The organism is Acinetobacter sp. Marseille-Q1623 (assembly GCF_902809895.1).
GTDB lineage: Bacteria > Pseudomonadota > Gammaproteobacteria > Pseudomonadales > Moraxellaceae > Acinetobacter > Acinetobacter piscicola_A.
The window spans coordinates 1,766,312-1,792,947 of sequence record NZ_CADDWG010000001.1 but is presented as its reverse complement, the minus strand read 5'-3'; the positions used below and the strand labels follow the sequence as shown (position 1 = coordinate 1,792,947).

Sequence of the window (26,636 nt, the reverse complement as noted above, 5' to 3'; positions counted from 1 at the left end):
TTTGCTTGACCTCTGCTTCAATCGCTTAAATGTTGTTGCTATACGAATAAAGTAGAAAAGTAATGATATCTCAAGGTTTTAAATGTTGAATATAATTATTTTCAAGTAAATATCTATAAAATCAATGAGCTGGAAATTTATGTTGAATCGTTTTTCTAAACCCATCGTTGCATGTTTAACCCTGTTGGCTGCTTCTATGAGTGCTGTTACCCATGCGGGCATGCATACACCTGATCGAAATTTACTGACGATCATTGGTTATCATGAAATTACCGATCATGAACGTGCATTGATTCCACAATATGCGATTAAATCTACACAATTTGCCGAGCAGATTCAGTCATTAAAGAAAGATGGCTTCCACTTTATCAGCGTAGACCAATTGATTAAAGCCAATCAAGGTTCATATAAATTACCAAAAAAGCCTTTATTACTGACCGTCGATGATGGTTACCAAAGCTTTTATAAATATGCTTATCCAATTGTGAAAGAAAAACGGGTTCCTGTGGTATTGTCTGTTGTAGGCTCGTGGATTGAGACGCAAGGTCAGCAAGTCAGTTTTGGTGATCAAAAAATTCCACGCAGTGATATTTTGACGTGGGCTGAGTTAAAAGAAATGCAAGACAGTGGTTATGTTGAGATTGGTAACCACAGTTATGATTTGCACCGTGGCATATTGGGCAATCCTCAAGGAAATTCTGAACCTGCTGCAACGACACGGTTGTATTCTCCAGAAAGCAAAAGTTATGAGTCTGATCAAGCTTATGCAACACGAATTTATACCGATCTAAAGAAAAACAATGAAGTTTTACAAAAACATGGTATTCGTAGTCCTCGGGTGATGGTGTGGCCTTATGGACAGTACAACATGAAAACAGTCGAAATTGCGAAGCAATTGGGTATGCCAATCACCATTACGTTGGATGATGGGGGGAATAATGTGAAGCAGTCCCTCAGCCATTTGAATCGGATTTTGGTCGAAAGTGATACCACTCGTGCAGATTTATTAGCAGATATTAAAACCCGTGAAATGGGTTTAAATGATAATAATCGCGCACAAAAAATTATGCATGTCGATTTAGACTATTTGTACGATCCTGATCCAGCACAAGAAGAAAAAAATATCGGACTCTTGCTTGATCGTATTCAAGCCATGAAAGTCAACACAGTGTACTTACAAGCTTTTTCTGATCCAGATGCAGATGGTTCAGCAGATATGGTATATTTCCCGAATCGCTATTTACCGATGCGTGCAGATTTGTTTAATCGGGTCGCATGGCAAATTCAGTCCCGTACTCAAGTGAACCGTTTATATGCATGGATGCCGCTTTTGGCGTGGCAATTACCTGAAAATAATCCGGTATCTAAGCATTTGGTGGTGACGCAACAAGCGAAAACATCTGATCATTTAAATATGGGCTACCATCGTTTGTCGCCATATTCACCTCAAGCGCGTGAAGTGATTCGTGGAATTTATGAAGATTTGGCGAAGTCGTCCAATTTTAATGGTATTTTATTCCATGACGATACCACACTGTCAGATTATGAAGACAGCAGTGATTATGCGCTGAGTGCATATAAAGCTGCGGGGATTTCAACTGACCTAGAGGCTGTACGTCAAGATGAAGCACAATTGCAAAAATGGACAGCATTTAAGACCAAAACGATTGATGATTTTGCTATGAAGTTGGCAGATGAAATCCGTTATTACCATCCTTATTTAGTGACAGCACGTAATCTTTATGCTCAAGTGGCTTTAAATGCATACTCAGAAAATTGGTATGCGCAGTCTTTAGAACAGTCACTTAAACGTTATGATTTTACCGCCATTATGGCAATGCCTTATATGGAGCAGGCTGAAGATAAAGAGAAATTTTTTAACGACCTTGTCAAACGGGTGAAGTCTTATCCACAGGGTTTGAAGAAAACTGTCTTTGAGTTACAAGCGACGAATTGGAGAAATAATCAGCCAGTTCCAGCACAAGAGATGGCAGATACGATAAAATCGTTATATCAGCAGGGTGCAATGCACATTGCCTATTATCCTGATGATCCTTTCAAAAATCATCCAGACCCAAAAATTATGCGAGATACCTTTGGTTTAAAAACCAATCGTCTTGTTCCTTGATAGTATTTATATGAAATTTTTACAGCATTTTTGGCATATGGCTTTGGATTTTGTGTTTTTCTATCCATTATTCATGTCGTATCTTTGGATGATTGGCGCTGTGATTTTCTTCCGTAAAGAGAAGAAAGAACCTGCTTATGATCAACCAAATCCTCTGCCCACTTATCCTAAAGTGGCAGTGCTTGTCCCTTGCTTTAATGAAGGTGACAATGCAGAAGAAACTTTAAGTCATGCGCTTCAGTTAAATTACCCACATTTTGAGGTGATTGCCATTAATGATGGAAGTTCAGACAATACTGCACAAGTCTTGGATGCTTTGGCAGCCAAATATGAAAAGTTACGTGTGGTACATTTGGCACAAAATCAAGGCAAAGCGATGGCATTGCAAGCGGGTAGCTTGCTCACAGATGCAGAATATTTGATTGGGATTGATGGCGATGCGTTATTAGACCCCCATGCTGCGATGTGGATGGTACGTCATTTCTTAGCAGACAACTCTGTTGCTGCTGTTACAGGTAATCCAAGAATTCGTACCCGTTCCACTTTACTTGGGCGTATCCAAGTCGGTGAGTTTTCTTCGATTGTGGGTTTGATTAAACGCGCGCAGCGTAGCTTTGGACGCTTGTTTACGGTCTCAGGCGTAATCACTGCTTTTCGTAAAAGTGCGGTGCATGATGTGGGTTATTGGTCACCGAATGCTTTAACCGAAGATATCGATATTACATGGAAATTACAACGTGCAGGGTGGAATATCCATTTTGAACCCAATGCTTTAGTTTGGATCTTAATGCCTGAAACTCTAACAGGCTTATGGAAACAACGTTTGCGTTGGGCAATGGGTGGTGCACAGGTATTGATTAAAAACATCGATGTTGTTTTTAAGCCTAAACTTAATTATTTGTGGCCACTGATTTTAGAGTTGGTATTAACTTTAGTTTGGTCATATCTCATGCTTGCTGTTGCTGTGATTTGGTTACTGCATTTTATTTTCCCAATCTCAGGTCTGAGTCAGACAGCAAGCTCACCATTTTTACCTTATGGCAGTGGAATTCTTTTAGGTTTAAGCTGTTTACTTCAGTTTGCTTTAAGCAAATGGATGGATAGTAGGTATGAACCTAATCTGCTCAAGAATTATTATTGGATGATTTGGTATCCCTTTGTTTTTTGGTTAATTACATTAACAGCAAGCATTATCGCATTTCCGAAAGTTTTGCTCCGTGGTAGTGGCAAGCGTGCACGTTGGATCAGTCCAGATCGTGGGATGCGTTCTTAATGGTCTTGGTAGAGTATTGATAAAATGAAATCAGATTTGATTATTGACTTACGTCAACAGTTACCTTGGCATAAACGCTATTTGTCCAACACGTCAACAGCGATGCTTTGGGCGGTATGGTTATTTTTATGGCGTCCATTATTGCTGCTGCTGGGTGTGATTGGGATTCAGAAACCACATTTTGTGCATAATATTATGGCTGCTTTTTCTGTGATCTTGCAGCATGGTCTGATTGCGCTGATGGTCTGTGCACTCAGTTTATTACTTTGGAATCGTTTTATTCCTGCAAAAACACCGCAGCAAGCGAAACAAAAATCGTTGTCTGATTATGCTGAGCATTTTGCGCTAAAAGGGCAAGACATTGAGGTCGGTCGACAACAAAAAGTTACCACAGTGCATCATGACGTAAATGGAAATATTATTTCTATTCAATAATATTCAAAGAAAAAATCCCACATCCAGTGGGATTTTTTATGATGCAAGGACGATGTAGTGCAATGAATGCAAAGCTAATAGTTATGAGTATGACCACGTGCAAAAAATAAATTCGGCTGAAAGTATTCGTGGTTTGGCGTGTTTGGCGGTGGTTTTTTCGCATTTAAGTTTGAGTTTTATTCCTTATTTACATCGGTTTGATGCCAATGATATTGCGAATAATTCATTCATCTATGCCATTCATCATTCACCTTTTGCCTTTTGGTATTCAGGTACAGCGGCTGTGTTTATCTTTTTTGTGCTCAGTGGTTATGTATTGAGTTATGCACTATGTAAATCGCCTGAACTGATTTTAACTAAACTTAAAAATATGTGTATTAAACGTTATCCACGTTTAATGATTCCCGCATTGATTTCCTGTGTAATCATTTGGGCGGTATTTAATAGTATTAAAATTGATAGTCACCATGTCGGTGGGTGGTTACAAGCCTATGTCACACAAGATTTTTCACTTAAAACAGCAATCTATGAAGGAACAATAGGTTCTTTTCTATTTGCAGAAAGTAGCATTAATTGGGTGCTGTGGACAATGACCATTGAGCTATTTGGCTCATTTGCCTTATTTTTTTTAATTTATATTAAACAGCTACATACATCTCTTTTTATCATCGCTTCTGTTGTTTTGGCAGCTTTAGCATATTGGTGGCGAGGTGAAGGTTTTTGTATGGGCATTGCCAGTTTTATTATTGGTATGTATTTTTATTTTTATGGTCGTCAAATTCCGCTGTTCATTGCGAGTATTTTATTGATTTTGGGTCTATATTTGGCAGGTGCGCATAATACGAGTGCTTCTTATGCATGGATCTATCAGCAAATCGGCGAAAGAACCTATGAATATAGCAATTTCTTTGCGGGTATCTTGATTGTTTATAGTATTTTAATGAATCCTAAATTATCGAAAGTTTTAGATCAACCTATACTGATCTGGCTCGGTAAAGTTTCATTTTCTGTGTATTTACTGCATTTGGTGTTGATGTATTTGGTGTGTATTCCGTTGTTCAATCTATTTTTAAATTGGCATTGGAGTTATTTAAATGCAGTGATGTGTGCATCGATATTGTACATCGCTGTGACCTTATGGATGGCTGAATTTTATAGCCGCTATGTTGACCAATTGGCAATGCAGAGTAGCCAAAAGCTCGCTCAATTCATTTTAAAATAGAACGGTTTTCTAGGCTTAGGATGTTTTTATTTACAACATTTAAGTTTGCTGCTGAATGGGTTTAGAGTTGATGGATTGTTCACGCATAACTTTCACCTGATAACGTCAACTCACTAGATAAATGTACCAATTAGCGCTGTTAAAGTCATTTTTTCGGGGGATGTAATGTTATGTCTTAAACGTTGATATTTGGCTTTAGAAAAGGGAGAAAACTATTTTATAATTCAGTGAATGCTATAAATATTAAATCAAAGACCTAAAATGAAAAATTATATTCTCAGTTGTATCTTGTTCATCTGTAGCGCTACACAGGCAGATTCAAATCATACATTTGCTGCATTGCCATATAGTTCTCAACTTAATCACGAATGTACACAAGATGACAGCGAGGTATTTGAGCCTAAAACATATCATTTAAATGTTGGAAAAGTCACATTAAAAACATATTCTTGCCATATAGAAAAAGCGCATCATTCACAATATTATTCAAGTTATGGGCTAAAGCTCGATTCAGGCAAACAGTTTTTTTTGAATGATCAAGCTGTGGATGCGATCGGCTATGTTGGCATCACAGCACAACAAGTTGATGCTTCGACCGTTGTTTTTGACAATATGTATGAACGGGGCGGTGATTTAGTCTTACTGTGGTTTACAGATGCACAACATCTCTATTCGGCTAAAATTCCTTATATGACTTCAGATGAGGGCAGTGTCACCGTGACTGCACAAGGTCAAAATATTATTTTACAAAAGAAAATATACCTTGGTGATGATCAAAAAGGTCTCGCTAAATATAAAAATATCGGTCAAAGTATTGTAATTAAAAAAGAAAATAATAAAGGGCTTGTCTATCAATCAGGTAATATGAAAAGCTTTCAGTACGATGCATTTAAATAAAATTATAAATAAATGTGCATGTACTTTATATTGAAATGACATAAAAATAATTTAGAGGTACTTAAGCATGAAATTGCTGTTGATTTTGATCATTGTCTGTGTGGTGATCTTTTGGCTGTATCGTATGATTGCTGCACAGCATATTTCAAAATTCAAACCCGCAACATTTAAACCTTTTAAAGATGCTGTGCAACCGAAGCTAGACCAAATTAAAGTTGAACCCATGGCATATAATGATGAAGAGCAAGTGTTATTTGATGATGTGGCAAAATTATTTTTTGAACAGCAACGACACGTCGTATGCCTTGAACAAGCAGAAAATATTCAGCAGCAATATTTAAATAAAATGCCCGCTAAAACCAACAGTCAAATTGGTGAGTTTGATTTAGGCGAATGGTGTATTTATTGGAATTATCGACAGCAGTCCTTAGAATATTATGTGGGTAAATATGGCATTTTTTATACCCATGTTGATCGTTTTGGTATTGAGCATCGCAATGAAATGAAGATCTAAAGTAAACATCTGAGCCTATATTTTGTGAGTATCTGGTTCGGCATTTGCAGTCCTTATTTTTATCATGCTTAAATTTGACTGAAAATGCCTGTTTTTTAGATCAATTTTCTTCTACTAAGTTTATGTTGACATCATAATTAAAAAGGAAATTGCATCAACTGATTGAAAAAATGAGGAATAACTTTAGGCTCAATCATGATGGTCATAATCACACCGTACGCTGCTCCCCATAGATGGGCACTGTGATTGATATTCGAATTGCCTTTTTTACCTGACCAAATACTATAAGCCACATACAGCACTGCAAAAATAATCGCGGGTACAGGAATAAAAAAGACGAAGATCAGCTTCCACGGTTGAAATAAAATATAAGCAAACAGCACCGCAGACACAGCACCTGAAGCACCAAGACTTGCCCATCGACTGTCATTTTTATGTTTTAAATAACTCGGTAAAATCGCAAAGATCAATGCACCCAAATAAAATAATACAAAGCCTAAATCATAAAGATATTGTCGATAAAAACTTTCAATAATGCTGCCAAAAAAGAATAAGGTAAACATGTTAAATAATAAATGCATACCATCGGCATGGATAAAACCATGCGTGATAAAGCGGTCATATTGCGCTTTTTGCTGAATCGCAGGCGGCCAAAAAATAAGACGATCCATCACAACACGTTGTGAAAAAGCAATCAGGGAAATCATAACGGTAATCAAAATGATGGTAATCGTATGATTAAAAGGTAAATGCAGCATAAGTATTCACTAAACAAAGTTAGAAGATTAATTTAACAACAATCATGACATTAAATGATAAAAAATCATGTTGTTTTTCATCAATTCCGACAATTTTAGTTGATTTTTATTTATTCGTCCTCATCTTCAGTTAAAATACCGACTTCAGCTTGAGGATAGAGTTATGTCGACTGAGAACACCAATACTGCAGTTGCAGAAGAACTTCCAAATTTATTGATTACGCCAACTGCACAAGAGTATTTGAAAGAATTATTGGAAAAACAAAATACTCCAGGAATTGGCGTTCGTGTATTTGTAGAAAATGCAGGCACGCCACGTGCTGAATGTTGTATGGCATATAGCGCACCTGAAGAAGTGATTCCAACCGATTATCGTCAAGAATATGCGGAATTTCCTGCATTTATTGATACACCATCGATTCCTTATTTAAAAGATGCTGTCATTGACTACAATAAAGACCGCTTTGGGGGACAACTGACATTCCGTGCACCAAACTCTAAAGTGCCACGTGTTGGACCAGATGCTTCTATTGAAGAGCGCATTACTTATGTACTACAAGCTGAAATTAATCCAGGCTTAGCAGGGCATGGTGGTAACTGTGCTTTGGTTGAAGTGGTTGAAGATGAAGAACACGGTTTAACGGCTGTATTGAAGTTTGGTGGTGGTTGCCAAGGATGTTCAGCAATTGATGTGACTTTAAAACAAGGTGTGGAAACTACACTGAAAGAGCATATTCCTGAATTGGCACGTGTCGTGGATCAAACTGACCATAGCCAAGCAGATGGTGCATATTTCAAATAATTTTGTTTGAAAATATTTTAAAAAAGCTTCTCAAATCGAGAAGCTTTTTTTATACGTGATTATTTTTATATGAATGAGTTTTTTATTTTGGACATTAAAAAACTTAAATGAATATTAAAAAATAGAAGATATTGTTTAAATTTAAAACAGATAAACAAGATTTTAATAAAGTTAATAAGAATTGTTATCATTATTATTGTAATTTGAGTTATTATTGTTACACTTCTTCACGAAAACTGCACTTTTTATTCTCTTTTTTGTATTTGAACCATTCTGGAATACCTTTTATGTCAAACCGTATTATCCAATCTGCGCTCTCTATATCGGTACTCTCGCTGATGACAGGGCAAGTCTATGCAAATAGTTCACAAGAAAATTCCAGTGAAGTTCAGGGTAAAAATTCAGAACCTGTGCAATTAGAAACGGTGGTTTTAACGGCTTCTGGCTATAAACAAGATAAAACAAAAGCACCAGCCTCTATGACGGTCATTACACGTAAAGAATTAGAAAATCGACAATATAGTGATATTACAGATGTACTCAGAAATACCCCAGGGGTTGTAATTTCAGGTGCAGGTTCAGCACAAACGGTCAGTATTCGTGGTATGGGCTCAAGTTATACTTTATTTTTGGTCAACGGAAAGCGCCAATTTTCTAAAGATGTGAACCCAAATGGCGATGATTATGGTTTTGAAAAAAACATTTTACCGCCAATTGCTGAAATTGAACGTATTGAAGTCATTCGTGGTCCTGCATCTACTTTATATGGTACAGACGCTATGGGTGGTGTGGTAAATATCATTACCAAAAAGGTCAGTACAGATTGGTCAGGAACAGCAGAATTAGGTGCTGTGCTACAAGATCATCACCAATCGGGCGACATTAAAAATGGTTCTGCATATATATCAGGTCCGCTTATTGCCAATAAATTAGGCATGCAATTAGGCTTAAGTAAGTCGAAACGTGATGAAGATCGTTATGTTGGCGGCTTTAGAAGTACTGATGTTGAAAGCTTAAATTCAAGATTTACATATTTACTCAATGACAATCATGATCTTGAATTTGAAGCAAATTTCATGAAACAAGAGTCTGAGTCAACTGCGGGTAAAACCATTGTAAGTACAGGTGCAGATTCTTATGGACGTAATTATCGCCAAGTCTATGGCTTAACTCATAATGGTCATTATGGCGATAATTTAAGTAGTCATTCTTATATTCAATATGAAAATTCAAAAAATCCAGATCGTAGTAACAGTTCAACTGGTTTAAGTGGGATTGAACTGGAAACTTGGTTGGCAAATAGTCAGTGGCATTGGAAATTAAACGACCATAACCTCATTGGTGGCTTATATTTTAAAAATGAATCTTTAGTCGATAAAGCAACCAATCAAAATGCAAATATGCCTGTAACAGAGTTAGAGCGTTGGGCATTCGCCGTATTTGCTGAAGATACATGGGCGCTGACTGACACATTTAATTTGACGACTGGATTACGTTATGATCATGATGAAAATTATGATGGTAATTTTTCGCCACGTTTATATGGTGTTTACACCCCTACAGAGGCTTGGACATTTAAAGGTGGAGTGTCAACAGGGTATAAACAACCTGACTTAAAACAGTCTTCGAGTGATGTGCATTCTGTCACAGGTAAAGGCAGTGCCTTTATTATGGGAAATGATGATTTAAAACCAGAAAAATCTGTCAGTTATGAGTTTGGTACAGCATGGCAAGGCGATCAGTCAAAAGCTTCTGTGACGGCATTTTATACTGAATTTAAAGATAAAATTACCGAAATTCGAGACTGTTCTTCGCCAAATGGCAGTAATACAAATGCAGCGACTTGGGCATGTAAAGACCCATTTGGTCGTTTAGATGCTGCAACGGGTGATGTTCGTTTATGGAACTTCATTAGTTCACGTATCAATGTTGATGAAGCAACCATGCAAGGTGTGGAAGCGACATTTGACACTGAACTTGCCGATGGTGTGAATTTAAGTACAAACTATACTTATACTGAAACAGAGCAAAAGTCTGGCGATTTAAAAGGGCAGCCTTTAAATCAAGTGCCTAAGCATATGTTTAATGCGACAGTTGATTATACTATTAATGATGCTTTAGACATTTGGACACGTTTACATCATCGTAGCGAAACGTCGTCATATTTAGGTCGAGCTTCTATGTCAGCACCGACACCTGCATATCAATTTTTAGATGTTGGTTTTAATTATCAATTTACAGCAAACTTAAAAGGTAAATTTGGTATTTATAATATTTTAGATGAAAAAGCTGAAGATGCTGATGGTGATCAAGTTCTGGATGGTCGTCGTTATGGAATTAGCTTTTTAGCAAAATTCTAACAACATGATAAAAAGAGAAAGGCGCTTAAGCGCCTTTTTCAATATTTAAAATCGCTAAAGTTTCATCTGCATAATAAAACTTTTCTAAATAAAGACGCGCACGAGTTTTTAAATGCTCAGAAGAAATCATTTTTTGAATGACAGGTTCGAGTAATGCTTGAAGTTGATTCTCAATCAAGGCTTCATCAATATTTAAATCACGTAGCAATAAATCAACAGGGCGCTCTGCATTACGCACATACCAAGCAAAAACACCATCATGAACTTGTTGCTGTAAATATTCAGTCTGGCGCAGATGCTCCCAAATTTCATGTCCCATACCGACTGTATTGGGTAAATCATTCACTTCTACATAATGACGCATGACATTTAAAGGCTGCTTCTTGATCTTATGCCATAAATTTGCTTGGAAATGATAGAGCGTGTCATCATCAAAATGCTGATTAATCACTTGTTCGCTTAACTGACTAATCTTAATAATATTTTTTTGTAAATAATGCTTTACGGTATCATCTAAATTGGTATCAGTCACAGATTCCAAAACAGATTTGCCCATTTTCATAAAGCGCCCAACCCCAGGGACTTTTTTAGTCATCACAGAATTATCCATATAGTCTTGGATTGAATGATGAATCAGTTGGGTGAGCATCATTGAAAATGCAGGATTATTGACAACTTTATGAATCAATGCTTTACGATGTGAGGACTTACTTGCCACATACTGGGCGATTTTATCAATCGTTGTGACAGGAATAATATCTTCGATACAGGTTTGATCATTGCTTGGGTGGATCAGTGCAAAACGAATATGTTCAGCAATTTGCTCAATCAAAAAATCACTGGCTGGAGTTGCTAAAATTTGCTTTTGCAACAATTGATTAATTTGTTCAAAACGCCAAATGTTTTGTAATGGTTGCTTGCGAAACCAAAGATAAAATTCTTTAAATTCAATTTGAATACGATCTACTTGTGTAAATTCTTGATCTAAAAATGCCAATTGAGCATCGATCAATTGTTCAATCATAGGGTGACTCATAGCACTGCCTTATTTATAAAATTTTCGGATCATTCAAAGCACTCTTTTGTGCTTGAACTTTATCTAAAAAAGACAGATAAGCATCTACCACTTTATCAGGTGCTTCTAATAAGGGCATATGACCCACGCGATCTAAAATGATCGGCGTTTGGCTATGTTTAATCATAGATTTGAGTTCTTGAGCAACTTCAACATTGACAATTTGGTCTTGTTTGCCCCACATGATTAAGGTAGGTGCTTCAATATTTCTCACCATCGTGGCAAATGAACTTGTCGTATAGAGCTTGTTTAAAGCATCAATTTGATCGATCACCTTTCTGGTATCTTGTGCTTTTGAAATCAGCATTTTTTCACGTTCATTATTGATCATGCTTGGCGTAAAAGGTGGGTTATACATCACTTTTTTCATGACAAAATTTAGATCACCTGCTTGTGTGACTAATAATTGTTTTAGATAAATCGGATTTTTTAAATAATTGGTATTGTTGCTTTTAAATACACCACCCGAGCTGAGTAAAAACAAACTTTGAGTATCAAAAGGGTATTGTGATGCATAGAACATTGCAATTGAGCCACCTAGAGAGTGTCCAACGACATTTAAATTATTTTGAATACGAGCTGCTTCAATAAAACGGCGCAGTTGTTCTGTAACATTTGGAACAGAAATATCAAAATTTGTTGGAACTTGAGTGCTGCCTGCAAAAGGTAAGTCCGGCATTATCACATGATAATGACGAGTTAACTCGTGTGCGACATCATTCCAAGTATCACGACTATTACCCAAACCATGAATCAGTAAAATTGTCGGTTTGCTACGGTCACCGCCCTCACTATATGACCAAACCACATCACCTACACGTAAAGTTTTACTCGATACACCTGCCCAAGCTCGCTCTTCTTGTAATACTTTTTGGTAATCTATTGCTTCATGCGCTGCGGCATAACTTGTACTGAGTCCTACACTAGATAAAGCAAAATTCATACTACTTGCAATGAGTGCTACACTAAAAAATTTGAAAACTTTTTTTGAGGGCGTTTGTGGCATGTATAGGATTCCTTCTAAACAATTCACCATTATATAAAGCAAATGCAATTTTTTGATGACCTAGTTTTCTTAAAATGTAGGTATATTTTGCATAAAACGTTGGTTATTATTGGTTTTTGTTTATTAAATAAACTTTTTTGAGTTTGAAAATGTCTACTTATTCATATTATCTCTATATTGTGTAGATTAATTAAACAATAAAAAGGTATTTGAATGAAAAAATAACATTTAACTTAAATTGTAACAGAGTTTATTTTTAGTCAGTGACAATCAAAATTGACAGTATTAAAATTAACTTTATCTTCACCCAATGGAACTGATGACACATGCTAACTGCTCAAGAAGCTTTAGAAAGATTGAAACAGGGTAATGAACGCTTTGCACACGGTGAAACAAACCATAATAAGTTTTTAACACATCAACAGCGCACAGAGATGGTAGGTAGTCAGGAACCTTTTGCCATTATTTTAGGATGTTCAGATTCACGTGTTCCTGCGGAGATGGTTTTTGACCAAGGTTTTGGTGATTTATTTGTAATTCGTGTTGCAGGAAATATTGTTGCACCATCACAAGTAGGTAGTGTGGAGTTTGCTGCAGAAAGTTTTGGTTGTCCTTTGGTCATTGTGCTTGGACATAGCCATTGTGGTGCAATTCATTCAACGATAGAAGCACTTAAAAATCCGAATACACCACCTTCTGCAAACCTCATGTCGATTGTGAATCGTGTACGTCCTTCTGTTGAAATTTTGATGCAAACTGAATTAAAAGATGACCTTGAAAAGTTATCTATGCATGCCGTGAAATCAAATGTATTTGCTTCTGTAAATCAGTTAAGACATGGTTCAGCAGTGCTTGAAAGTCTGATCGCAAAAGGGAAGTTAAAAGTTGTTGGCGCAGAATATTCACTTGAAACAGGTGAAGTTTTATTTTATGACTTTTGAGTTTAGAAATTCTTTAAGTCTATTCTGAGCGTCGAAATAAAAAATCCCACAATGATGTGGGATTTTCTATAGAGTTAAGTTCTTAGAATTTATAACCTAATTTTAAACCATAAGCGATGGCATTGTTATCTGAGAATTCAGCAACATAATCGCTACCGCCTGCTTGAGCACCTGTTTGCGCTTTAGCATCGCCTAACCAGAAATATTTTACACCACCAGCGATAAAGGTTGCAGGTGTAGGACTATATTGAACACCTAGACCCACATTCCAATAGCCTTCTGTTGGACCAAGTGTAGAGACAGGGTCTCCTGCACCTGAGTCCCAACCTACAGAGACATTACCTGCCCATTTGTCATTGAGTTTACGACCTACACCTGCGTTAACAGACCATTGATCATCAGAATATTCAACAAGGTTAAAGCCATTTGGACGATTGACTAAACTACCAATTGCTTCAGAAACTTTACCAAACTTATAAGGTTGAATAGAGAAATCTTTCCAATTCACCCAACGAATATTAGCAAAAGCAACGGTATCTGCCATGATGCCTGTTTGTAAATCTAAATTGACTGATTGTGGTGTGGTAATTTTAGTCTTACCATCAGATTTCATGGCAGCGATTTGTTCTTTTGTTACTCCTAAACCTGCTAAAACTGCAGGATTACGATCAAAAGCACTTTCCACTGAAAGTGTTTCAACAGCATTTACATCATGGTCGATTTCTGAACGATAGGTAACCGAAGCTTTTAAGGCAATTTCAGGAATTTGATATGCAGCACCCGCTAACCAACCTACACCACCTGTTTGCTTGATAGATGCATCATAACCATTATAAAGACTATATGCTGTACCACGTAGGCTTACATTACCTTTAATGGTTTGGTAAGCAGCACCACCATAAAGGTTGATATTTTTAGTAGGTTGGAAACCAAAAACTAAGGATAAGTTTTGAGTATCAACTTCAACTTGAGTACTACCTGTACCTAGATTTGCATTTGCATCAGCTAAACCTTTTGCCAAAGCAACAAGAGGTTTACTTGCTTCTGCTAATACAGCTTGTGTTGCATCAGCTTGGCTTAAGCCTTGTTGCATTAAACCACCAATTGCTTGTTTCGCTGCATCAGATTGCATATAGGCTTGTACTTTTGCTTTTCCTGCAGCAGCCAAAGCATCTAATTTATTTTGAGGTAGTACAGTATCTACTCCTGGATTTGAAACGAAAATATTACTTCCATGATATTTCGCATCTGCACCAAAAGGTTGATCATATAAAAGACCAAAAGAAATATTGTCTGTAAGTTGAAGTTTCAACGCTGCAGATGGAAAATAATAATCCTCACCCATATCTTCAATATCACGGCGTGTTTCACTTGTTCCAGCCTCACGTCCCTCAACCGTTGGGTCTAAAACAGAAATACCAGCTTCAAAATAGTTATTAGGCTGTAAAAAAGCAGACATCGATTGACCAGATCGATCTAATGCTGCAGCAAAAACACTTGTTGCAGGTACTGTTGCAAATAAAATTGCAGTTGTTAACGTTTTTAATTTCATTTTAGTTTTTCCCTAGCCATAAAATGAATGGTTTGAAGCATTTGTAAACAAAACTTAGAATATTTGTAATTTACAAATAGTGTTTGAAATTTACTTCTTTTTACAAAATAACATATAAAAAATAAGAGTAAATACTCTAGGAATTGAAAAAGTGAAAAAAGTGTAAACGGTATAGTTTATTATTTGTGCTTTAAAAAAATAATTTAATATATATCAATTTCTTATACTTGTTATTTGGCTTTGCGATGAATGTAAAGTTGAATGTTTTAATGATGAAAAATCGGACTTTTAAAAAATCAACTCAATTTTGAATATCAGTGAACTGTAAAATTATTGGAATAAAAATCAAGTCTATTTTTGGATTTTATACTGATATTAATAAAAGCTATAATTGACCAAAATGATAGATTGTTGATCCTGTTAACAATTTCATGATGTTGTACTGACTGATTTTGATCAGGATGTCCATATAAAATTGTTATAAAAATAGCAGAAAAATTTTTAGGATATAACAATGCACAAAGTTGGAATGATGATTTGCATGCTTTTGATTACAGCATGTCATAATAATACTCAAGACCAAAGCCAAATGAACGAAGGAAAGTTACGACAAAGTGCGGAAAATTTGAAGCCTGAACATATTATGGTGACGGTAAAAGATGGTCAAAAGTTAGATCGAAATATTCAGGTGTTTATTCGCCCCTCGGACACAGTCAAGCATATTTTAACAAAAGCAGAAGTTATAAATATGGTGAATAAAACATCGGAACAATTTGCTCCATTATTGATTGTGCCTGATGCATTTATTCCACTGAATTCAACGGTAACCTTGTATGAGACAGTAGCAGATGTTGAAGTAGAGTATTCTCTTTTAGATCAGCATAATAAAAGAATAAAAAATGCTTACCGTAAAACCTTTAGTTTGAAAAATTAAATAGATTTGAAGTTATATGTATTGCTTGGTGGTGCGCTCTGCGGGACTCGAACCCACGTCGGTCGCTTAGGAGGCAACTGCTCTATCCAGTTAAGCTAAGGGCGCATAGTGGGTAATGTAATAGAAAAATATTTAAACATAAAGCGCTGAGTAGGTGGGTGATGAATAATTGGACAAGTTTAGTATGATTTGTATAAAAAATAGCTTTAAGATAAATAGTTTGAAGCAATGAATTTTAAATCATCGAAAGTGAAGATATTGATCTGATTTATCATTGTGCAGTTTGAATATGACATTTTGCTAAGCGCCAAGAGCGGCGATGGTTAGCTGTTTAATCTTTCATTTAATAAAAAAGAGATATGTGTGAGCTACACATATCTCTTACGGAACTTGATTTTCGCTGTTTTAATTGAATTGTATTTGAAATAAAATCCATTAAAACAAAATTTTAACTGCTTTATTGCGGCATGTTTTTATTCAACATTTTATAAAGACCAAACATCAATACAATCCAAATTGGAATCATTAACACTGACTCTTTAAAGCCAACTTTCCACATAATGCCAAGCACCATAGCAATAAAAACTAAAACAAGAATATTGCTGACAGGCGACCATAACGCAGGAAATTTAGAGACTTGACCTGTTTTCTTCATAGCTTGTTTGAATTTTAAATGTGTCAAGCTGATCATTGCCCAGTTCAGTACCAAAGCACCGACCACAATGTAAATCAAATGTCCTAGTGCATCTTCAGGAACGAAGTAGTTCAATAAGACACAGCCAAAAATCAGTAAAGCTGAGAAGAGTACTGCAGGAATTGGCACGCCTTGTTTGTTGACTTGTTTAAATACTTTGGGTGCATTGCCTTGTTCCGCTAAGCCATACAGCATACGACTGTTGGCATACATCCCACTGTTATAAACAGAGAGTGCAGCAGTAAGAATAATAAAATTCACCAAATTCGCAGCCCAAGCAATACCAATTAAACTAAAGACCATCACAAATGGGCTTTTGTCTAAACTACCACCTGTGAATTGATCCCAAGGCACGAGAGAAAGCAAAATTGCAATCGAACCAATATAGAAAATCAAAATACGAGGAATAATCTGATTAATTGCTTTTGGAATGGTTTTTTCAGGATCTTTAGCTTCAGCAGCTGCCATACCAATCAGTTCAATACCACCAAAGGCAAACATCAAGAAGGCAAGCATTAAAAATAAACCTTCAAAGCCATGTGGGAAGAAACCGCCATGTGACCAAAGATTACTAAAGCCAAAACCTGCGCTCGGATCTGCGGTAAAAATGAGGTATAAACCAAAGATAATCATCGCAATAATGGCGGTGACTTTAATGATGGATAACCAAAACTCAGATTCACCGTAAAATTTGACGTTGGCCAAATTGATCGCAGTAATCGCAACAAAAAAGACCAAAACCGTGGTCCATGCTGGTATATGGGGCCACCAAAAATTGACATATTTTGCAGCCGCTGTCAGTTCAGACATAGCAACTAAAATATACAAGATCCAATAGTTCCAGCCTGCTAAAAAGCCTGGAAATTTGCCCCAATATTTATAAGCAAAATGACTGAATGAGCCAGCGACAGGTTCTTCTACGATCATTTCACCGAGTTGGCGCATAATCAGAAATGCAATTAAACCACCAATGGCATAACCGAGAATAATGGATGGACCAGCAGACTTGATGACATCTGCAGAACCTAAAAATAGTCCCGTACCAATTGCACCACCCATGGCAATTAATTGGATATGTCTATTTTTAAGTCCACGTTTTAAATGGGTAGACTCGTTGCTCAATGTTTACAACTCGGTATATAGATTAAATTGATTGTAAATGATTGGTAACTTTAAGCCTAGTATGTGTTGAATGAATATGCTGACGCTTAAGATTAAAAATGGAATGTAGCAAATAAATTTATTTATATTTCATATAAATAAAAAATATTAAACACAAATGAATGCTTTTGGTTTTGTTTAATATTTCAGCATAATTTGCATTTGGCTTTAAGACTTAAGTCAATGCTTCTGTGCATTTTTATAAAAAATGGGTAAAATTAAACTGAATTATGATTCACTATTTGAAATCATGATTATGCGACAATAAAAGATAAACGAAAAGGAAAGCGATAAATGAGCTCTGCACCCCAGATCAAAATACCTGCAACATATATGCGTGGTGGTACCAGTAAAGGCGTATTCTTTAAATTAGATGATTTGCCTGAACGTGCGCAAAGTGCAGGCGAAGCACGTGATCAAATGTTGCTTCGTGTTATTGGTAGTCCAGACCCATATGGTAAACAAATTGATGGTATGGGTGGTGCAACATCAAGTACGAGTAAAACCGTCATTCTGTCTAAAAGTACACAACCTGAACATGATGTGGATTATTTATTTGGGCAAGTCTCGATTGATAAAGCCTTTGTAGATTGGAGCGGTAACTGCGGTAACCTAACAGCAGCTGTAGGGTCATTTGCGATTTCTAATGGTTTGGTCAGTGCGGAACGTATTCCTGAAAATGGTATATGTACTGTACGTATTTGGCAGGTAAATATTCAAAAAACCATTATTGCCCATGTGCCAATAACTGATGGACAAGTACAAGAGACTGGTGACTTTGAGTTAGATGGGGTGACTTTTCCTGCAGCGGAAGTGCAAATTGAATTTTTAGATCCTGCTGATGATGGTGAGGATGGCGGTGCAATGTTCCCTACAGGCAATGTCGTTGATACATTGGATGTACCTGAAGTCGGCACTTTCCAAGCAACATTGATCAATGCAGGGATTCCAACGATTTTCTTAAATGCTGAAGATATTGGTTATCAAGGTACAGAGCTACAAGAAGCGATCAATGGTGATGCCGCAGCATTGGCACGTTTTGAAAAAATTCGTGCTTATGGGGCATTGAAAATGGGGCTCATTCAAGATGTTAGTGAAGCTGCCAATCGTCAACATACACCTAAAGTTGCATTTGTCTCAAAACCGAAAGCCTATACAGCATCAAGTGGTAAACAGGTAACTGAGGCAGATACAGATTTACTCGTTCGTGCATTATCGATGGGGAAACTTCACCATGCCATGATGGGGACGGCTGCTGTTGCAATTGGTACGGCTGCAGCGATTCCTGACACTTTGGTGAATTTGGCAGCAGGTGGTGGTGAGCGTGAAGCAGTACGTTTTGGTCATCCGTCTGGGACTTTACGTGTAGGCGCACAGGCATTGCTAGAAAATGGACAATGGGTAGTAAAAAAAGCCATTATGAGTCGCAGCGCACGTGTATTAATGGAAGGTTGGGTACGTATTCCTGCAGATAGCTTCTAATTTCTGTAAATTAAACACTGAACTGTCCCTAATTACCAATGAGTAATTGGGGATTTTTTCGATGACTATATAAATTTTTTGATTATTTTTTAATCTTTTTAAAAATTGCATATATTTTTAAATCATAAAAAATTATAATATGCCGCATTCAAGCTCTTATATATTTTAATCTCATCATTGTATTAACATTTAAACCTTTATTTTTATATATAGATGTTTAAAGCAACACATCGGATATAATGTTGATGATATTAATTTCAGCAAAATCAACAAATAAATAGTGATATATACGACTATCATGGGGTACGGTATGGAAAGTGAACAGTCTCATTTGAGCACAATACTTTCAGATGAGGACTTGATCCAGACGTTAAAAAATGTTGAAAAATTAGATTTAGTCTCCTTGATTTCAAAACTTCCATTACCTGTAGCGATTTTAGAACCTGACTCGCGTTTAATTGGAGTAAACCAACTTTTTGCCGATATTTTTCAAAGTGATGCATTATTTTTAAATGGAAAATTTTTAAGCACTTGCTCAACCGTTGTACATGCACATTTTTTGTTGGCAATTGAAAAAATTCAAGATATAGAAACGCAAGCAGACTTTGAGTTCTATTCACAAGGGCGTTTTTATTTGTCTTATTTCAAAGCCATTTATGACGCTGAGCATGCCGTACAGGCGGTAATTTTAATTTGTGCCGATGTGACTCGTTTAAAACGCCGTGAGAAAGTTTTGATTTTAAATAATCAAAAATTGCATGATCATCTATTTATTGATCAAATTACGGGTTTACCCAATAAAATGGCATTGGATCAGTTTATTCAAGAAAACATTGTGAATAACGTTCAATATACATATGCATTTTTGAAAATAGATTTAGATCAATTTAAAAAATTTAATCAAATTCATAGCTATACACAAGGTGATCAGGTTTTAATGCAAATTGGCACAATCTTGAATGATGAGCTTAATCCTGATTATAGCCGTATTTTTCGGTTAAATTCAGCCAGTTTTGTGGTTGTGATTAAGGAAATGACACAATGGGCTGTATTTACTTTGGCTGAACGTTTGAAAATGAAAATTTCTCAGGAAAAAATCATACTTCAGGATCAGGATCTATTGACTGCTTCAGTGGGAATTTATCATTTAACAACACCTTTTCAGCAGCATGATATTTTACAGCAGTTAGATTTCGCTGTGCAGCAGGCAAAATCTCAAGGTAAAAACTCAATTTATGTTTTACAGGGTTAGGTCATGGATTTCGTAAGTTTGAGAGAGCTTAGGAAATATATTTTTTATTCTATGACAGGTAAATATGATCTTAGCCACAATTAAAAGTATAAAGCAAAAGCCAACTCTATTTTTTTAATCAAAATAGAGCTGTATTGGTTTTTAAAGTGTGTCTTATTTGATGTTGTAGCAGAAAATGAAAAGCATCAGCAGTAACTTTGAACAGCACGAGGTATTGATCCAGCAAAACCATAGTTAAGCGGAGTTAAGTGCTAGATTTTCACCCATTTGGGCAGTGCCATGAGTAGTATGCCAATCACAATCAGTGACGTTGTATTTTCAAAAAAATAGGGATAAATCATCAATGCAAGACCACATATTAAGGCGATTGTGTGATGCTGTTTTTTACCATAAATAAAATAGCCTAAGCCTATTGAGCCAAATAGCGTGCCTAATAATAAAGCGCTGACATTCATGTTCTTGCTATGCTTTGCTGAAAAAATCAGTATGACGTGGTTAACTGAAGCTATACTTAATCGATGTTAAAAAAGTATCCCATCAAGAAGATTGCAATTTAAAACAAGAGAAAATTTATGTCGGTGATTTTACCTGTAGCACAACGTGGAGAAGTGATTTTAACGTTTGTTGCTGTGCCTGTGGCTCAAACTGAATTTGGCAGTGAATGGTTGCAACAGTTAGCTGCGGCGTTACATATGACGATGTTACAAAGAAATGGTGTGGGCATTGCAGCACCACAAGTATATATATCCAAAAGAATCATCATTGTGGCATCTCGTCCAAATCCACGTTATCCTGATGCGCCTGAAATGGCTGCTGTGGTGATGGTTAACCCAGAGATTTTATCTATGTCTGATGAAAAGACTTTGGGGGAGGAAGGCTGTTTGAGTGTGTCCGATGAACGTGGGCAAGTCGCACGTGCAGAACATATTCGAGTACGTTATATGAGTTTGCAGGGCGAAGTGGTTGAAACAACATTTTCTGGTTTTCCAGCACGGATTGTGCAACATGAAATTGACCATTTAAATGGCATTTTATTTGTCGATCGACTTTAAAAAATATGCTTTGTTGCTAAAAAATGCCTGATTGGGATGAGTATTTGCATTATTTTCTCTGATCATTTTTCAAGATGCGTATAATGGTGTAATTGTAAGAGATGATGAGAATGTAGATGAAAGCTGAATTTCAACAAGGCAAAATTAAGCAATACCATGCCGATAAAGGTTTTGGTTTTATTGGTGGAATGGGTCAGGATATTTTCTTTCATATTTCCGATTTTCCATTGGCAGATGGTGAACCGAAGCGTAATGAACGTGTGAAGTTTATTGTTGTGGATAATGGTGGTAAGCCACGCGCAATCAAAATTGAACGTCTGGAAGATCATTCAGCAAAAGCGAAAAAAACCAAAGTGGTAAAGCATAATGAAGCGATTACCAATACTTTGCTGTCTAATTTTAGAAAGTGATCTGAGATACATGACTCCCAATGCTTTGCTGTAAAAGTATTTGGGAGTAATCCTAAAGTATGTTGAAAGTAGAAAAATAGAGATTGATTCACTTTTTGAATGATTGATCGATATGATGATTTTTTATTATTTTTGAATTGAAACCGAATAAATGATTGGGTTTATATAAGCGATTGAATTTTTTGTTTAAATTTTGATATATTTGATGGAAATGAATATAATTTATAAATGAAATTTTAACCAAGAGTAAAGATCCACGTGGCTGAACTGATTCCTCCGAGTATACAACAATTAAAATCTGCAACGAGTGGGGAACGCAAGGTTTATCAGTTGCTTGAACATGTTTTTCAGAATGAAAATGCCATCATTTGGTATGAGCCTAAAGCATTAAATCGCTATACCGATTTTATTGTTTGGTTACCTGAACATGGTTTATTGGTCATTGAAGTCAAAGATTGGTCAAAAGAGCGTTTTGAAACCTTGAATCCTGATACTTTTACAGGGCGTTTTTATCATCATAATCAACAAAAAATTGTTGCAGTGAAAAACCCTGAAAGCCAAGTACGTAAGTGCATGTTGAATATTTTGCATGAGTTTAAGAAAGCAGCAATTTTTCTACAACAAGAGGGACATTATCAAGGTAATTTAAAATTTCCAATCAGCAGTTGTGTTATTTATACCGAGTTAAAACAAGAGGATGCAGATGCCATTGGTTTGACTTTAGCTTCGATTTCAACAGCACATAAAACCATTTTTAAAGATGATTTACGTTTGGTTGCTGAAAATAAAACCTTTAAAAATAAATTAATTGATGCATTTAAAGGGGTGTCATTTTCATTTAAAGCATTGAGTTATGCTGAAGAAAAATTTTTACGTTATATGATTTTTCCTGAAATTCGTGTAAATGAATTTACCCAGGAGGAGTTATTTTCAGTTGAACCGCAAGATGCAAAAGCACTTGATTTATCACAAGAATCCATTGCTAAAAATATCGGTGATGGACATCGTATTTTAAAAGGTGTCGCGGGAAGTGGTAAAACACTGGTTTTAGCTTGTAGAGCAAAATATTTAAAAACGATTTATCCTGAATATAAAATTTTAGTGGTTTGTTATAACAATTCACTTTGCAATCATTTAAGACAAATGTTTGGTGATGAATTCAATGAAAAGATTCATGTATTCAATTTTCATAGCCTTGTTAAGACAATAACCCATGCCAATTTGTCAATGTTAGTGAATGAAAAGCAAGCGGATTATAATAGTCGTGTTGGACAGATTTTATTAGATTATTTGGAGCAAAAAAAATTAGCTCAACAAGACTTATATGATGCGATCTTAATTGATGAAGGGCAGGATTTTGCGCAGGAATGGATAATTGGTTTATCTCAACTCGTTAAAACTGAAACCAATAATATTTTGTTTTGCTACGATCCCGCGCAAAATATTTTTAATCGTAAAAAACCGAGTTGGCGTTCTGTCGGTTTACAGGTACAAGGTAAAAAACCAGTTGAATTGTACAAATGCTACCGCAATACCAAAGAAATTCTAGATATAGCCAAAGCATTTTTAAATCCTAAGGCATTGGATAGTTTACAAAATAACGATGAATATGACCGTGTATTAGACCCTGATACAGGTGAGTGCAAAACAGGGGATTATCCAAGTATTTATCATGAAAATGATGTACGTCATTTGGTAGATTTGATTGCGCGAAAAATTCGTCAGTTATTGAAATCAGGAGTTGAGCCACGAGATATTGCAATATTACAGGCGAAATCTGCTGAATATGATGTGTTTGTGAGTGAATTAAAGTTAAAGTTAAGTGCTTATATTTCAGATGTAGCGGTAGATTTTATTTTTAGCAGCGCTGATAAAAAAGCTTTAGATTTACATAAAAACTCACTGAAAGTGATGAATGTGGAATCATCAAAAGGTTTGGAGTTTACCCATGTATTCTTTGTGGGTTTAGATTATATGCCTCGTATCGGTGAAAACCGTGATTTGGACTCAGAACGTAAATTGGCTTATGTGGGCATGACACGCGCACAGAATAAATTGTTTCTACTTGGCTGTGAAAATAAAGGTTTTCTAGCCGATGTAAAAGAGATTTATGAACAAACCACGCGTCTGCTTGAGATTCGAGAGCACTCAATTGAAGTCAGCATTGGTCAAGTTGAGGAAGTGAATTCTGAGCCTAAAACAGAAAAAATGGATGATTCAATGATTGGGCAGAAGTGGACCGAAGATGAAGAAGTTCGATTGATTGATGCTTTTATGGATGAAAATTTGTCGATTAAAGAAATTGCCCAACGACACAACCGTAAACAAGGTGGAATTCGGGCGAGGCTAAAAAAATTAAGGTTATTAGATTGATTTTGATTTTTTTATATAAATACTTATTATTTTCAATAAAATACAAAGTAATCACTCAAAAAAGAGATTGACGTGTTTTTGCAGGATGGTAAAAGCACGGTCGTTCTCTTTGCTTTTTAATCCGCCATCAAAAATTGCACAGTTTCATCAAGCTAATTTAGACCGACCGATGCTTGATTGATCGGTGGTAGATTGTGTTGCTGACAGGCTATCATGTTGAATTAAAATTAGATTAAGGCATAGAGATATCAAATTTTATTATTATTTCTGTGTTTGAAATACGCGCTATATTTTTTTGATGGATTAAATTATTTTTAGTTCTAAATTTTACTATATAAACTTTTTTCTACTTATACATGTACATGGTGAATTGCTGATGAGCATGTTTGCTTGATTAGATTAAATTTTCTTGCTTAATCGTCCTGCATTAGGGCTGCGATGATATGGAAATGAGTTGAAATGACATAGCGAATAGTATCCATAAGGGTACAATTTTGTTAAGGACATCATGTTAATTCAAATAAGTACAGATAGGATGAAGCTATGGGCATTTTACAGAAATTGATTAAATCGACTGTTTATCACGAACCTTTACCTATTCGCCGTGATATTCATTTTGCTTTACCTGCTAACCGTATTGCAGACTGGCATACATCTGCGGGGCCTATTTTTACCGCATTGTTAAATACATTTTCAATTGTTTTACCGATAGGTGAGCGGTTCTTTATTGATGCGGTACGTGCACATCGAGATCTCGTGCAAGACCCTGATTTACAAAAAGCGGTAACAGCTTTTATTGGTCAGGAAGCCATGCATGGTCGTGAGCATGAAGAATATAATAGTGCGCTGTTCGAGCGAAATAGCATTGCACCAAAATTTGAAGCTTTTGTTTTAGATCTGTTTGGTTTAATTAAAAAACATACACCTGAGTATTTTTGGTTGAGTTCTACCATTGCACTAGAACATTTTACTGCACTATTGGCAGATTCTGTGCTGCAAATTCCTGAACTCTTTGATGGAGCTGAAGAAAATTATGCCAATATTTGGCGTTGGCATGCTTTTGAAGAAACTGAACATAAAGCCGTTGCTTTCGATGTATGGAATACTGCAATGGGGCATGGACCTTATGCCTACGCAGTTCGTAGTTTAGGTTTAGTACTTGCAACGATTGTATTTTGGGGACTTGTACTCCCAGTTTTTACGAAGATTGTGATAGATGAGAAAAAGCTGACAGATCTTTCAAGTTGGCGTAAGGCGTACAAATATACGTTTGGAGAAGTGGGTGCTTTAAGAAAACAATTGGGCAATTATATTGATTATTTCCGTCCAAATTTCCATCCATGGGATCATGCAAATCGTGACAAAATGTTGGCAATGCAAGATCTGATTTATAAACTAGCAGATGAATCCGTAAAAAATAAAAAAGCAGCAGTGAGTTAAAAAAACCGATAGAACACATTTTGTAGGTTTTGCGTGAGTTGTATTTAAATGTAAAACGCATTAAAAAAGCCAGTCAATTTACACTGACTGGCTTTTGATTTACTTTATAAAAAGTAAATTATTTTTCTACACCAGCTTCTTGACCAGCATATTTAGCATTTGCATAGTCCCAGTTCACTAAGCTTTCTAAGAAAGTAGAGATATATTTAGGACGTGCATTACGGAAGTCGATGTAATAAGCATGTTCCCAAACGTCAATTGTAAGTACAGCAACTTTACCATGAGCAAGTGGAGTATCAGCGTTTGAAGTTTTAAGGATAGAAAGGTCGCCATTTACTTTGTCAGCAACTAACCAAGCCCAACCTGAACCAAATTGAGTTGTTGCAGCAGCAGCAAATTCTTCAGCAAATTTTTCATAAGAACCGAAAGCTTCATCAATTTTAGCAGCTAAAGCACCAGTTGCTTTACCGCCACCATTTTTAGCCATACAGTTCCAGTAGAACGTGTGGTTCCAAACTTGAGCAGCGTTATTGAAAACACCAGCTTTAGATGCATCGCCTGCAACAGCAGTGATGATTTCTTCTAAAGATTTACCTTCAAGATCTGTACCAGCAATAAGGTTGTTTAAGTTAACAACGTAAGTATTGTGGTGTTTGTCATGGTGAAACTCTAAAGTTTCTTTGCTGATGTGCGGAGCGAGGTCATCATAACCGTATGGAAGCGCAGGTAAAGTAATGGTTGTCATGTTTTAAATTCCTTGCATTTTGCTGGGTTTTAACATTAAGTGGCTTTATTGTAATAGATTCTACGAATAATTGTGCAGGATGTTAAATAACAATACACAATTTATTTCGATTTAATACGTATAAAGAAAA

23 protein-coding genes and 1 tRNA gene are annotated in these 26,636 nt (G+C 36.1%); 16 read left to right on the top strand and 8 right to left on the bottom strand.

What is annotated here, in order from left to right:
- Window positions 1-139 precede the first annotated feature (139 nt).
- The 6 genes from pgaB (at window position 140) to HUV91_RS08470 (ending at window position 6,469) form a co-directional block, all read left to right on the top strand.
- Window positions 140-2,128 (top strand): poly-beta-1,6-N-acetyl-D-glucosamine N-deacetylase PgaB, encoded by a 1,989-nt coding sequence (gene pgaB, locus HUV91_RS08495; protein WP_174493122.1) that lies wholly within the window; start codon window positions 140-142, stop codon window positions 2,126-2,128.
- 10 nt (window positions 2,129-2,138) lie between these two features.
- Window positions 2,139-3,401, top strand: coding sequence for a poly-beta-1,6-N-acetyl-D-glucosamine synthase (gene pgaC, locus HUV91_RS08490; RefSeq protein WP_130073028.1), 1,263 nt, complete (start codon window positions 2,139-2,141; stop codon window positions 3,399-3,401).
- Window positions 3,402-3,425: 24 nt separating this feature from the next.
- Complete coding sequence (pgaD, locus tag HUV91_RS08485; RefSeq protein ID WP_130073027.1) at window positions 3,426-3,836, top strand: poly-beta-1,6-N-acetyl-D-glucosamine biosynthesis protein PgaD; 411 nt, start codon at window positions 3,426-3,428, stop codon at window positions 3,834-3,836.
- Window positions 3,837-3,933: 97 nt separating this feature from the next.
- Window positions 3,934-5,058, top strand: a complete 1,125-nt coding sequence (locus HUV91_RS08480; RefSeq protein ID WP_174493121.1) for an acyltransferase family protein — start codon at window positions 3,934-3,936, stop codon at window positions 5,056-5,058.
- A 261-nt stretch (window positions 5,059-5,319) separates the two neighbouring features.
- The gene (locus tag HUV91_RS08475) at window positions 5,320-5,955 is read left to right on the top strand and encodes a hypothetical protein (protein WP_174493120.1); all 636 of its coding nucleotides are present in this window, start codon (window positions 5,320-5,322) and stop codon (window positions 5,953-5,955) included.
- 67 nt (window positions 5,956-6,022) lie between these two features.
- Window positions 6,023-6,469, top strand: coding sequence for a hypothetical protein (locus HUV91_RS08470; RefSeq protein ID WP_174493119.1), 447 nt, complete (start codon window positions 6,023-6,025; stop codon window positions 6,467-6,469).
- Window positions 6,470-6,606: 137 nt separating this feature from the next.
- Here HUV91_RS08470 and HUV91_RS08465 read toward each other — a convergent pair whose 3' ends face one another.
- Window positions 6,607-7,227, bottom strand: coding sequence for a rhomboid family intramembrane serine protease (locus tag HUV91_RS08465; protein ID WP_174493118.1), 621 nt, complete (start codon window positions 7,225-7,227; stop codon window positions 6,607-6,609).
- Window positions 7,228-7,390: 163 nt separating this feature from the next.
- Here HUV91_RS08465 and nfuA point away from each other — a divergent pair, with 163 nt between their 5' ends.
- Window positions 7,391-8,029: a Fe-S biogenesis protein NfuA gene (gene nfuA, locus HUV91_RS08460; protein WP_130073022.1), complete on the top strand. Its 639-nt coding sequence runs from the start codon at window positions 7,391-7,393 to the stop codon at window positions 8,027-8,029.
- 287 nt (window positions 8,030-8,316) lie between these two features.
- Entirely contained in the window at window positions 8,317-10,389 is a 2,073-nt protein-coding gene (locus HUV91_RS08455) for a TonB-dependent receptor domain-containing protein (RefSeq protein WP_130073021.1), read from the top strand.
- Window positions 10,390-10,414: 25 nt separating this feature from the next.
- Here the strand turns inward: HUV91_RS08455 and HUV91_RS08450 are convergent, their stop codons facing one another.
- Window positions 10,415-11,425 carry a hypothetical protein gene (locus HUV91_RS08450; protein WP_174493117.1) on the bottom strand — a complete coding sequence of 337 codons (1,011 nt, stop codon included), beginning with the start codon at window positions 11,423-11,425 and terminating at the stop codon, window positions 10,415-10,417.
- A 13-nt stretch (window positions 11,426-11,438) separates the two neighbouring features.
- Window positions 11,439-12,470 carry an alpha/beta fold hydrolase gene (locus tag HUV91_RS08445; protein WP_174493116.1) on the bottom strand — a complete coding sequence of 344 codons (1,032 nt, stop codon included), beginning with the start codon at window positions 12,468-12,470 and terminating at the stop codon, window positions 11,439-11,441.
- 326 nt (window positions 12,471-12,796) lie between these two features.
- On the opposite strand from HUV91_RS08445, the gene HUV91_RS08440 reads away from it, so the two are divergent.
- Complete coding sequence (locus HUV91_RS08440) at window positions 12,797-13,411, top strand: carbonic anhydrase (protein ID WP_130073018.1); 615 nt, start codon at window positions 12,797-12,799, stop codon at window positions 13,409-13,411.
- 82 nt (window positions 13,412-13,493) lie between these two features.
- On the opposite strand, the gene HUV91_RS08435 is transcribed toward HUV91_RS08440, so the two are convergent.
- On the bottom strand, window positions 13,494-14,963 hold the full coding sequence (locus tag HUV91_RS08435; RefSeq protein ID WP_174493115.1) for a long-chain fatty acid transporter: 1,470 nt from the start codon (window positions 14,961-14,963) through the stop codon (window positions 13,494-13,496).
- Between the two features lie 514 nt (window positions 14,964-15,477).
- On the opposite strand from HUV91_RS08435, the gene HUV91_RS08430 reads away from it, so the two are divergent.
- Window positions 15,478-15,897, top strand: a complete 420-nt coding sequence (locus HUV91_RS08430) for a hypothetical protein (protein ID WP_174493114.1) — start codon at window positions 15,478-15,480, stop codon at window positions 15,895-15,897.
- A gap of 29 nt (window positions 15,898-15,926) precedes the next feature.
- Here the strand turns inward: HUV91_RS08430 and HUV91_RS08425 are convergent.
- A tRNA-Arg gene (locus HUV91_RS08425) sits at window positions 15,927-16,002 on the bottom strand.
- Window positions 16,003-16,354: 352 nt separating this feature from the next.
- Window positions 16,355-17,713 carry an amino acid permease gene (locus HUV91_RS08420; RefSeq protein ID WP_130073015.1) on the bottom strand — a complete coding sequence of 453 codons (1,359 nt, stop codon included), beginning with the start codon at window positions 17,711-17,713 and terminating at the stop codon, window positions 16,355-16,357.
- A gap of 333 nt (window positions 17,714-18,046) precedes the next feature.
- Here HUV91_RS08420 and prpF point away from each other — a divergent pair, with 333 nt between their 5' ends.
- The gene (prpF, locus tag HUV91_RS08415) at window positions 18,047-19,234 is read left to right on the top strand and encodes a 2-methylaconitate cis-trans isomerase PrpF (protein WP_174493113.1); all 1,188 of its coding nucleotides are present in this window, start codon (window positions 18,047-18,049) and stop codon (window positions 19,232-19,234) included.
- A gap of 310 nt (window positions 19,235-19,544) precedes the next feature.
- On the top strand, window positions 19,545-20,486 hold the full coding sequence (locus tag HUV91_RS08410; protein ID WP_174493112.1) for a GGDEF domain-containing protein: 942 nt from the start codon (window positions 19,545-19,547) through the stop codon (window positions 20,484-20,486).
- 251 nt (window positions 20,487-20,737) lie between these two features.
- On the opposite strand, the gene HUV91_RS08405 is transcribed toward HUV91_RS08410, so the two are convergent.
- Complete coding sequence (locus tag HUV91_RS08405) at window positions 20,738-20,941, bottom strand: hypothetical protein (protein ID WP_130073012.1); 204 nt, start codon at window positions 20,939-20,941, stop codon at window positions 20,738-20,740.
- 117 nt (window positions 20,942-21,058) lie between these two features.
- On the opposite strand from HUV91_RS08405, the gene def reads away from it, so the two are divergent.
- From def to HUV91_RS08385, 4 genes are all read left to right on the top strand, one after another.
- The gene (gene def / locus HUV91_RS08400; RefSeq protein ID WP_174493111.1) at window positions 21,059-21,538 is read left to right on the top strand and encodes a peptide deformylase; all 480 of its coding nucleotides are present in this window, start codon (window positions 21,059-21,061) and stop codon (window positions 21,536-21,538) included.
- A gap of 116 nt (window positions 21,539-21,654) precedes the next feature.
- The gene (locus tag HUV91_RS08395) at window positions 21,655-21,948 is read left to right on the top strand and encodes a cold shock domain-containing protein (RefSeq protein ID WP_174493110.1); all 294 of its coding nucleotides are present in this window, start codon (window positions 21,655-21,657) and stop codon (window positions 21,946-21,948) included.
- 258 nt (window positions 21,949-22,206) lie between these two features.
- Window positions 22,207-24,321 (top strand): 3'-5' exonuclease, encoded by a 2,115-nt coding sequence (locus tag HUV91_RS08390; RefSeq protein WP_174493109.1) that lies wholly within the window; start codon window positions 22,207-22,209, stop codon window positions 24,319-24,321.
- Window positions 24,322-24,864: 543 nt separating this feature from the next.
- Entirely contained in the window at window positions 24,865-25,761 is an 897-nt protein-coding gene (locus HUV91_RS08385) for a metal-dependent hydrolase (RefSeq protein ID WP_174493108.1), read from the top strand.
- 118 nt (window positions 25,762-25,879) lie between these two features.
- Here HUV91_RS08385 and HUV91_RS08380 read toward each other — a convergent pair whose 3' ends face one another.
- Window positions 25,880-26,506, bottom strand: a complete 627-nt coding sequence (locus HUV91_RS08380; protein WP_107007056.1) for a superoxide dismutase — start codon at window positions 26,504-26,506, stop codon at window positions 25,880-25,882.
- Window positions 26,507-26,636: the final 130 nt, after the last annotated feature.

Bases quoted from the DNA above. Each gene is read 5' to 3' on its own strand.
- pgaB (WP_174493122.1), top strand. From the start codon at position 140: ATGTTGAATCGTTTTTCTAAACCCATCGTTGCATGTTTAACCCTGTTG.
- pgaC (WP_130073028.1), top strand. From the start codon at position 2,139: ATGAAATTTTTACAGCATTTTTGGCATATGGCTTTGGATTTTGTGTTT.
- pgaD (WP_130073027.1), top strand. From the start codon at position 3,426: ATGAAATCAGATTTGATTATTGACTTACGTCAACAGTTACCTTGGCAT.
- HUV91_RS08475 (WP_174493120.1), top strand. From the start codon at position 5,320: ATGAAAAATTATATTCTCAGTTGTATCTTGTTCATCTGTAGCGCTACA.
- HUV91_RS08470 (WP_174493119.1), top strand. From the start codon at position 6,023: ATGAAATTGCTGTTGATTTTGATCATTGTCTGTGTGGTGATCTTTTGG.
- HUV91_RS08465 (WP_174493118.1), bottom strand. From the start codon at position 7,227: ATGCTGCATTTACCTTTTAATCATACGATTACCATCATTTTGATTACC.
- nfuA (WP_130073022.1), top strand. From the start codon at position 7,391: ATGTCGACTGAGAACACCAATACTGCAGTTGCAGAAGAACTTCCAAAT.
- HUV91_RS08455 (WP_130073021.1), top strand. From the start codon at position 8,317: ATGTCAAACCGTATTATCCAATCTGCGCTCTCTATATCGGTACTCTCG.
- HUV91_RS08450 (WP_174493117.1), bottom strand. From the start codon at position 11,425: ATGAGTCACCCTATGATTGAACAATTGATCGATGCTCAATTGGCATTT.
- HUV91_RS08445 (WP_174493116.1), bottom strand. From the start codon at position 12,470: ATGCCACAAACGCCCTCAAAAAAAGTTTTCAAATTTTTTAGTGTAGCA.
- HUV91_RS08440 (WP_130073018.1), top strand. From the start codon at position 12,797: ATGCTAACTGCTCAAGAAGCTTTAGAAAGATTGAAACAGGGTAATGAA.
- HUV91_RS08435 (WP_174493115.1), bottom strand. From the start codon at position 14,963: ATGAAATTAAAAACGTTAACAACTGCAATTTTATTTGCAACAGTACCT.
- HUV91_RS08430 (WP_174493114.1), top strand. From the start codon at position 15,478: ATGCACAAAGTTGGAATGATGATTTGCATGCTTTTGATTACAGCATGT.
- prpF (WP_174493113.1), top strand. From the start codon at position 18,047: ATGAGCTCTGCACCCCAGATCAAAATACCTGCAACATATATGCGTGGT.
- HUV91_RS08410 (WP_174493112.1), top strand. From the start codon at position 19,545: ATGGAAAGTGAACAGTCTCATTTGAGCACAATACTTTCAGATGAGGAC.
- HUV91_RS08405 (WP_130073012.1), bottom strand. From the start codon at position 20,941: ATGAATGTCAGCGCTTTATTATTAGGCACGCTATTTGGCTCAATAGGC.
- def (WP_174493111.1), top strand. From the start codon at position 21,059: ATGTCGGTGATTTTACCTGTAGCACAACGTGGAGAAGTGATTTTAACG.
- HUV91_RS08395 (WP_174493110.1), top strand. From the start codon at position 21,655: ATGAAAGCTGAATTTCAACAAGGCAAAATTAAGCAATACCATGCCGAT.
- HUV91_RS08385 (WP_174493108.1), top strand. From the start codon at position 24,865: ATGGGCATTTTACAGAAATTGATTAAATCGACTGTTTATCACGAACCT.
- HUV91_RS08380 (WP_107007056.1), bottom strand. From the start codon at position 26,506: ATGACAACCATTACTTTACCTGCGCTTCCATACGGTTATGATGACCTC.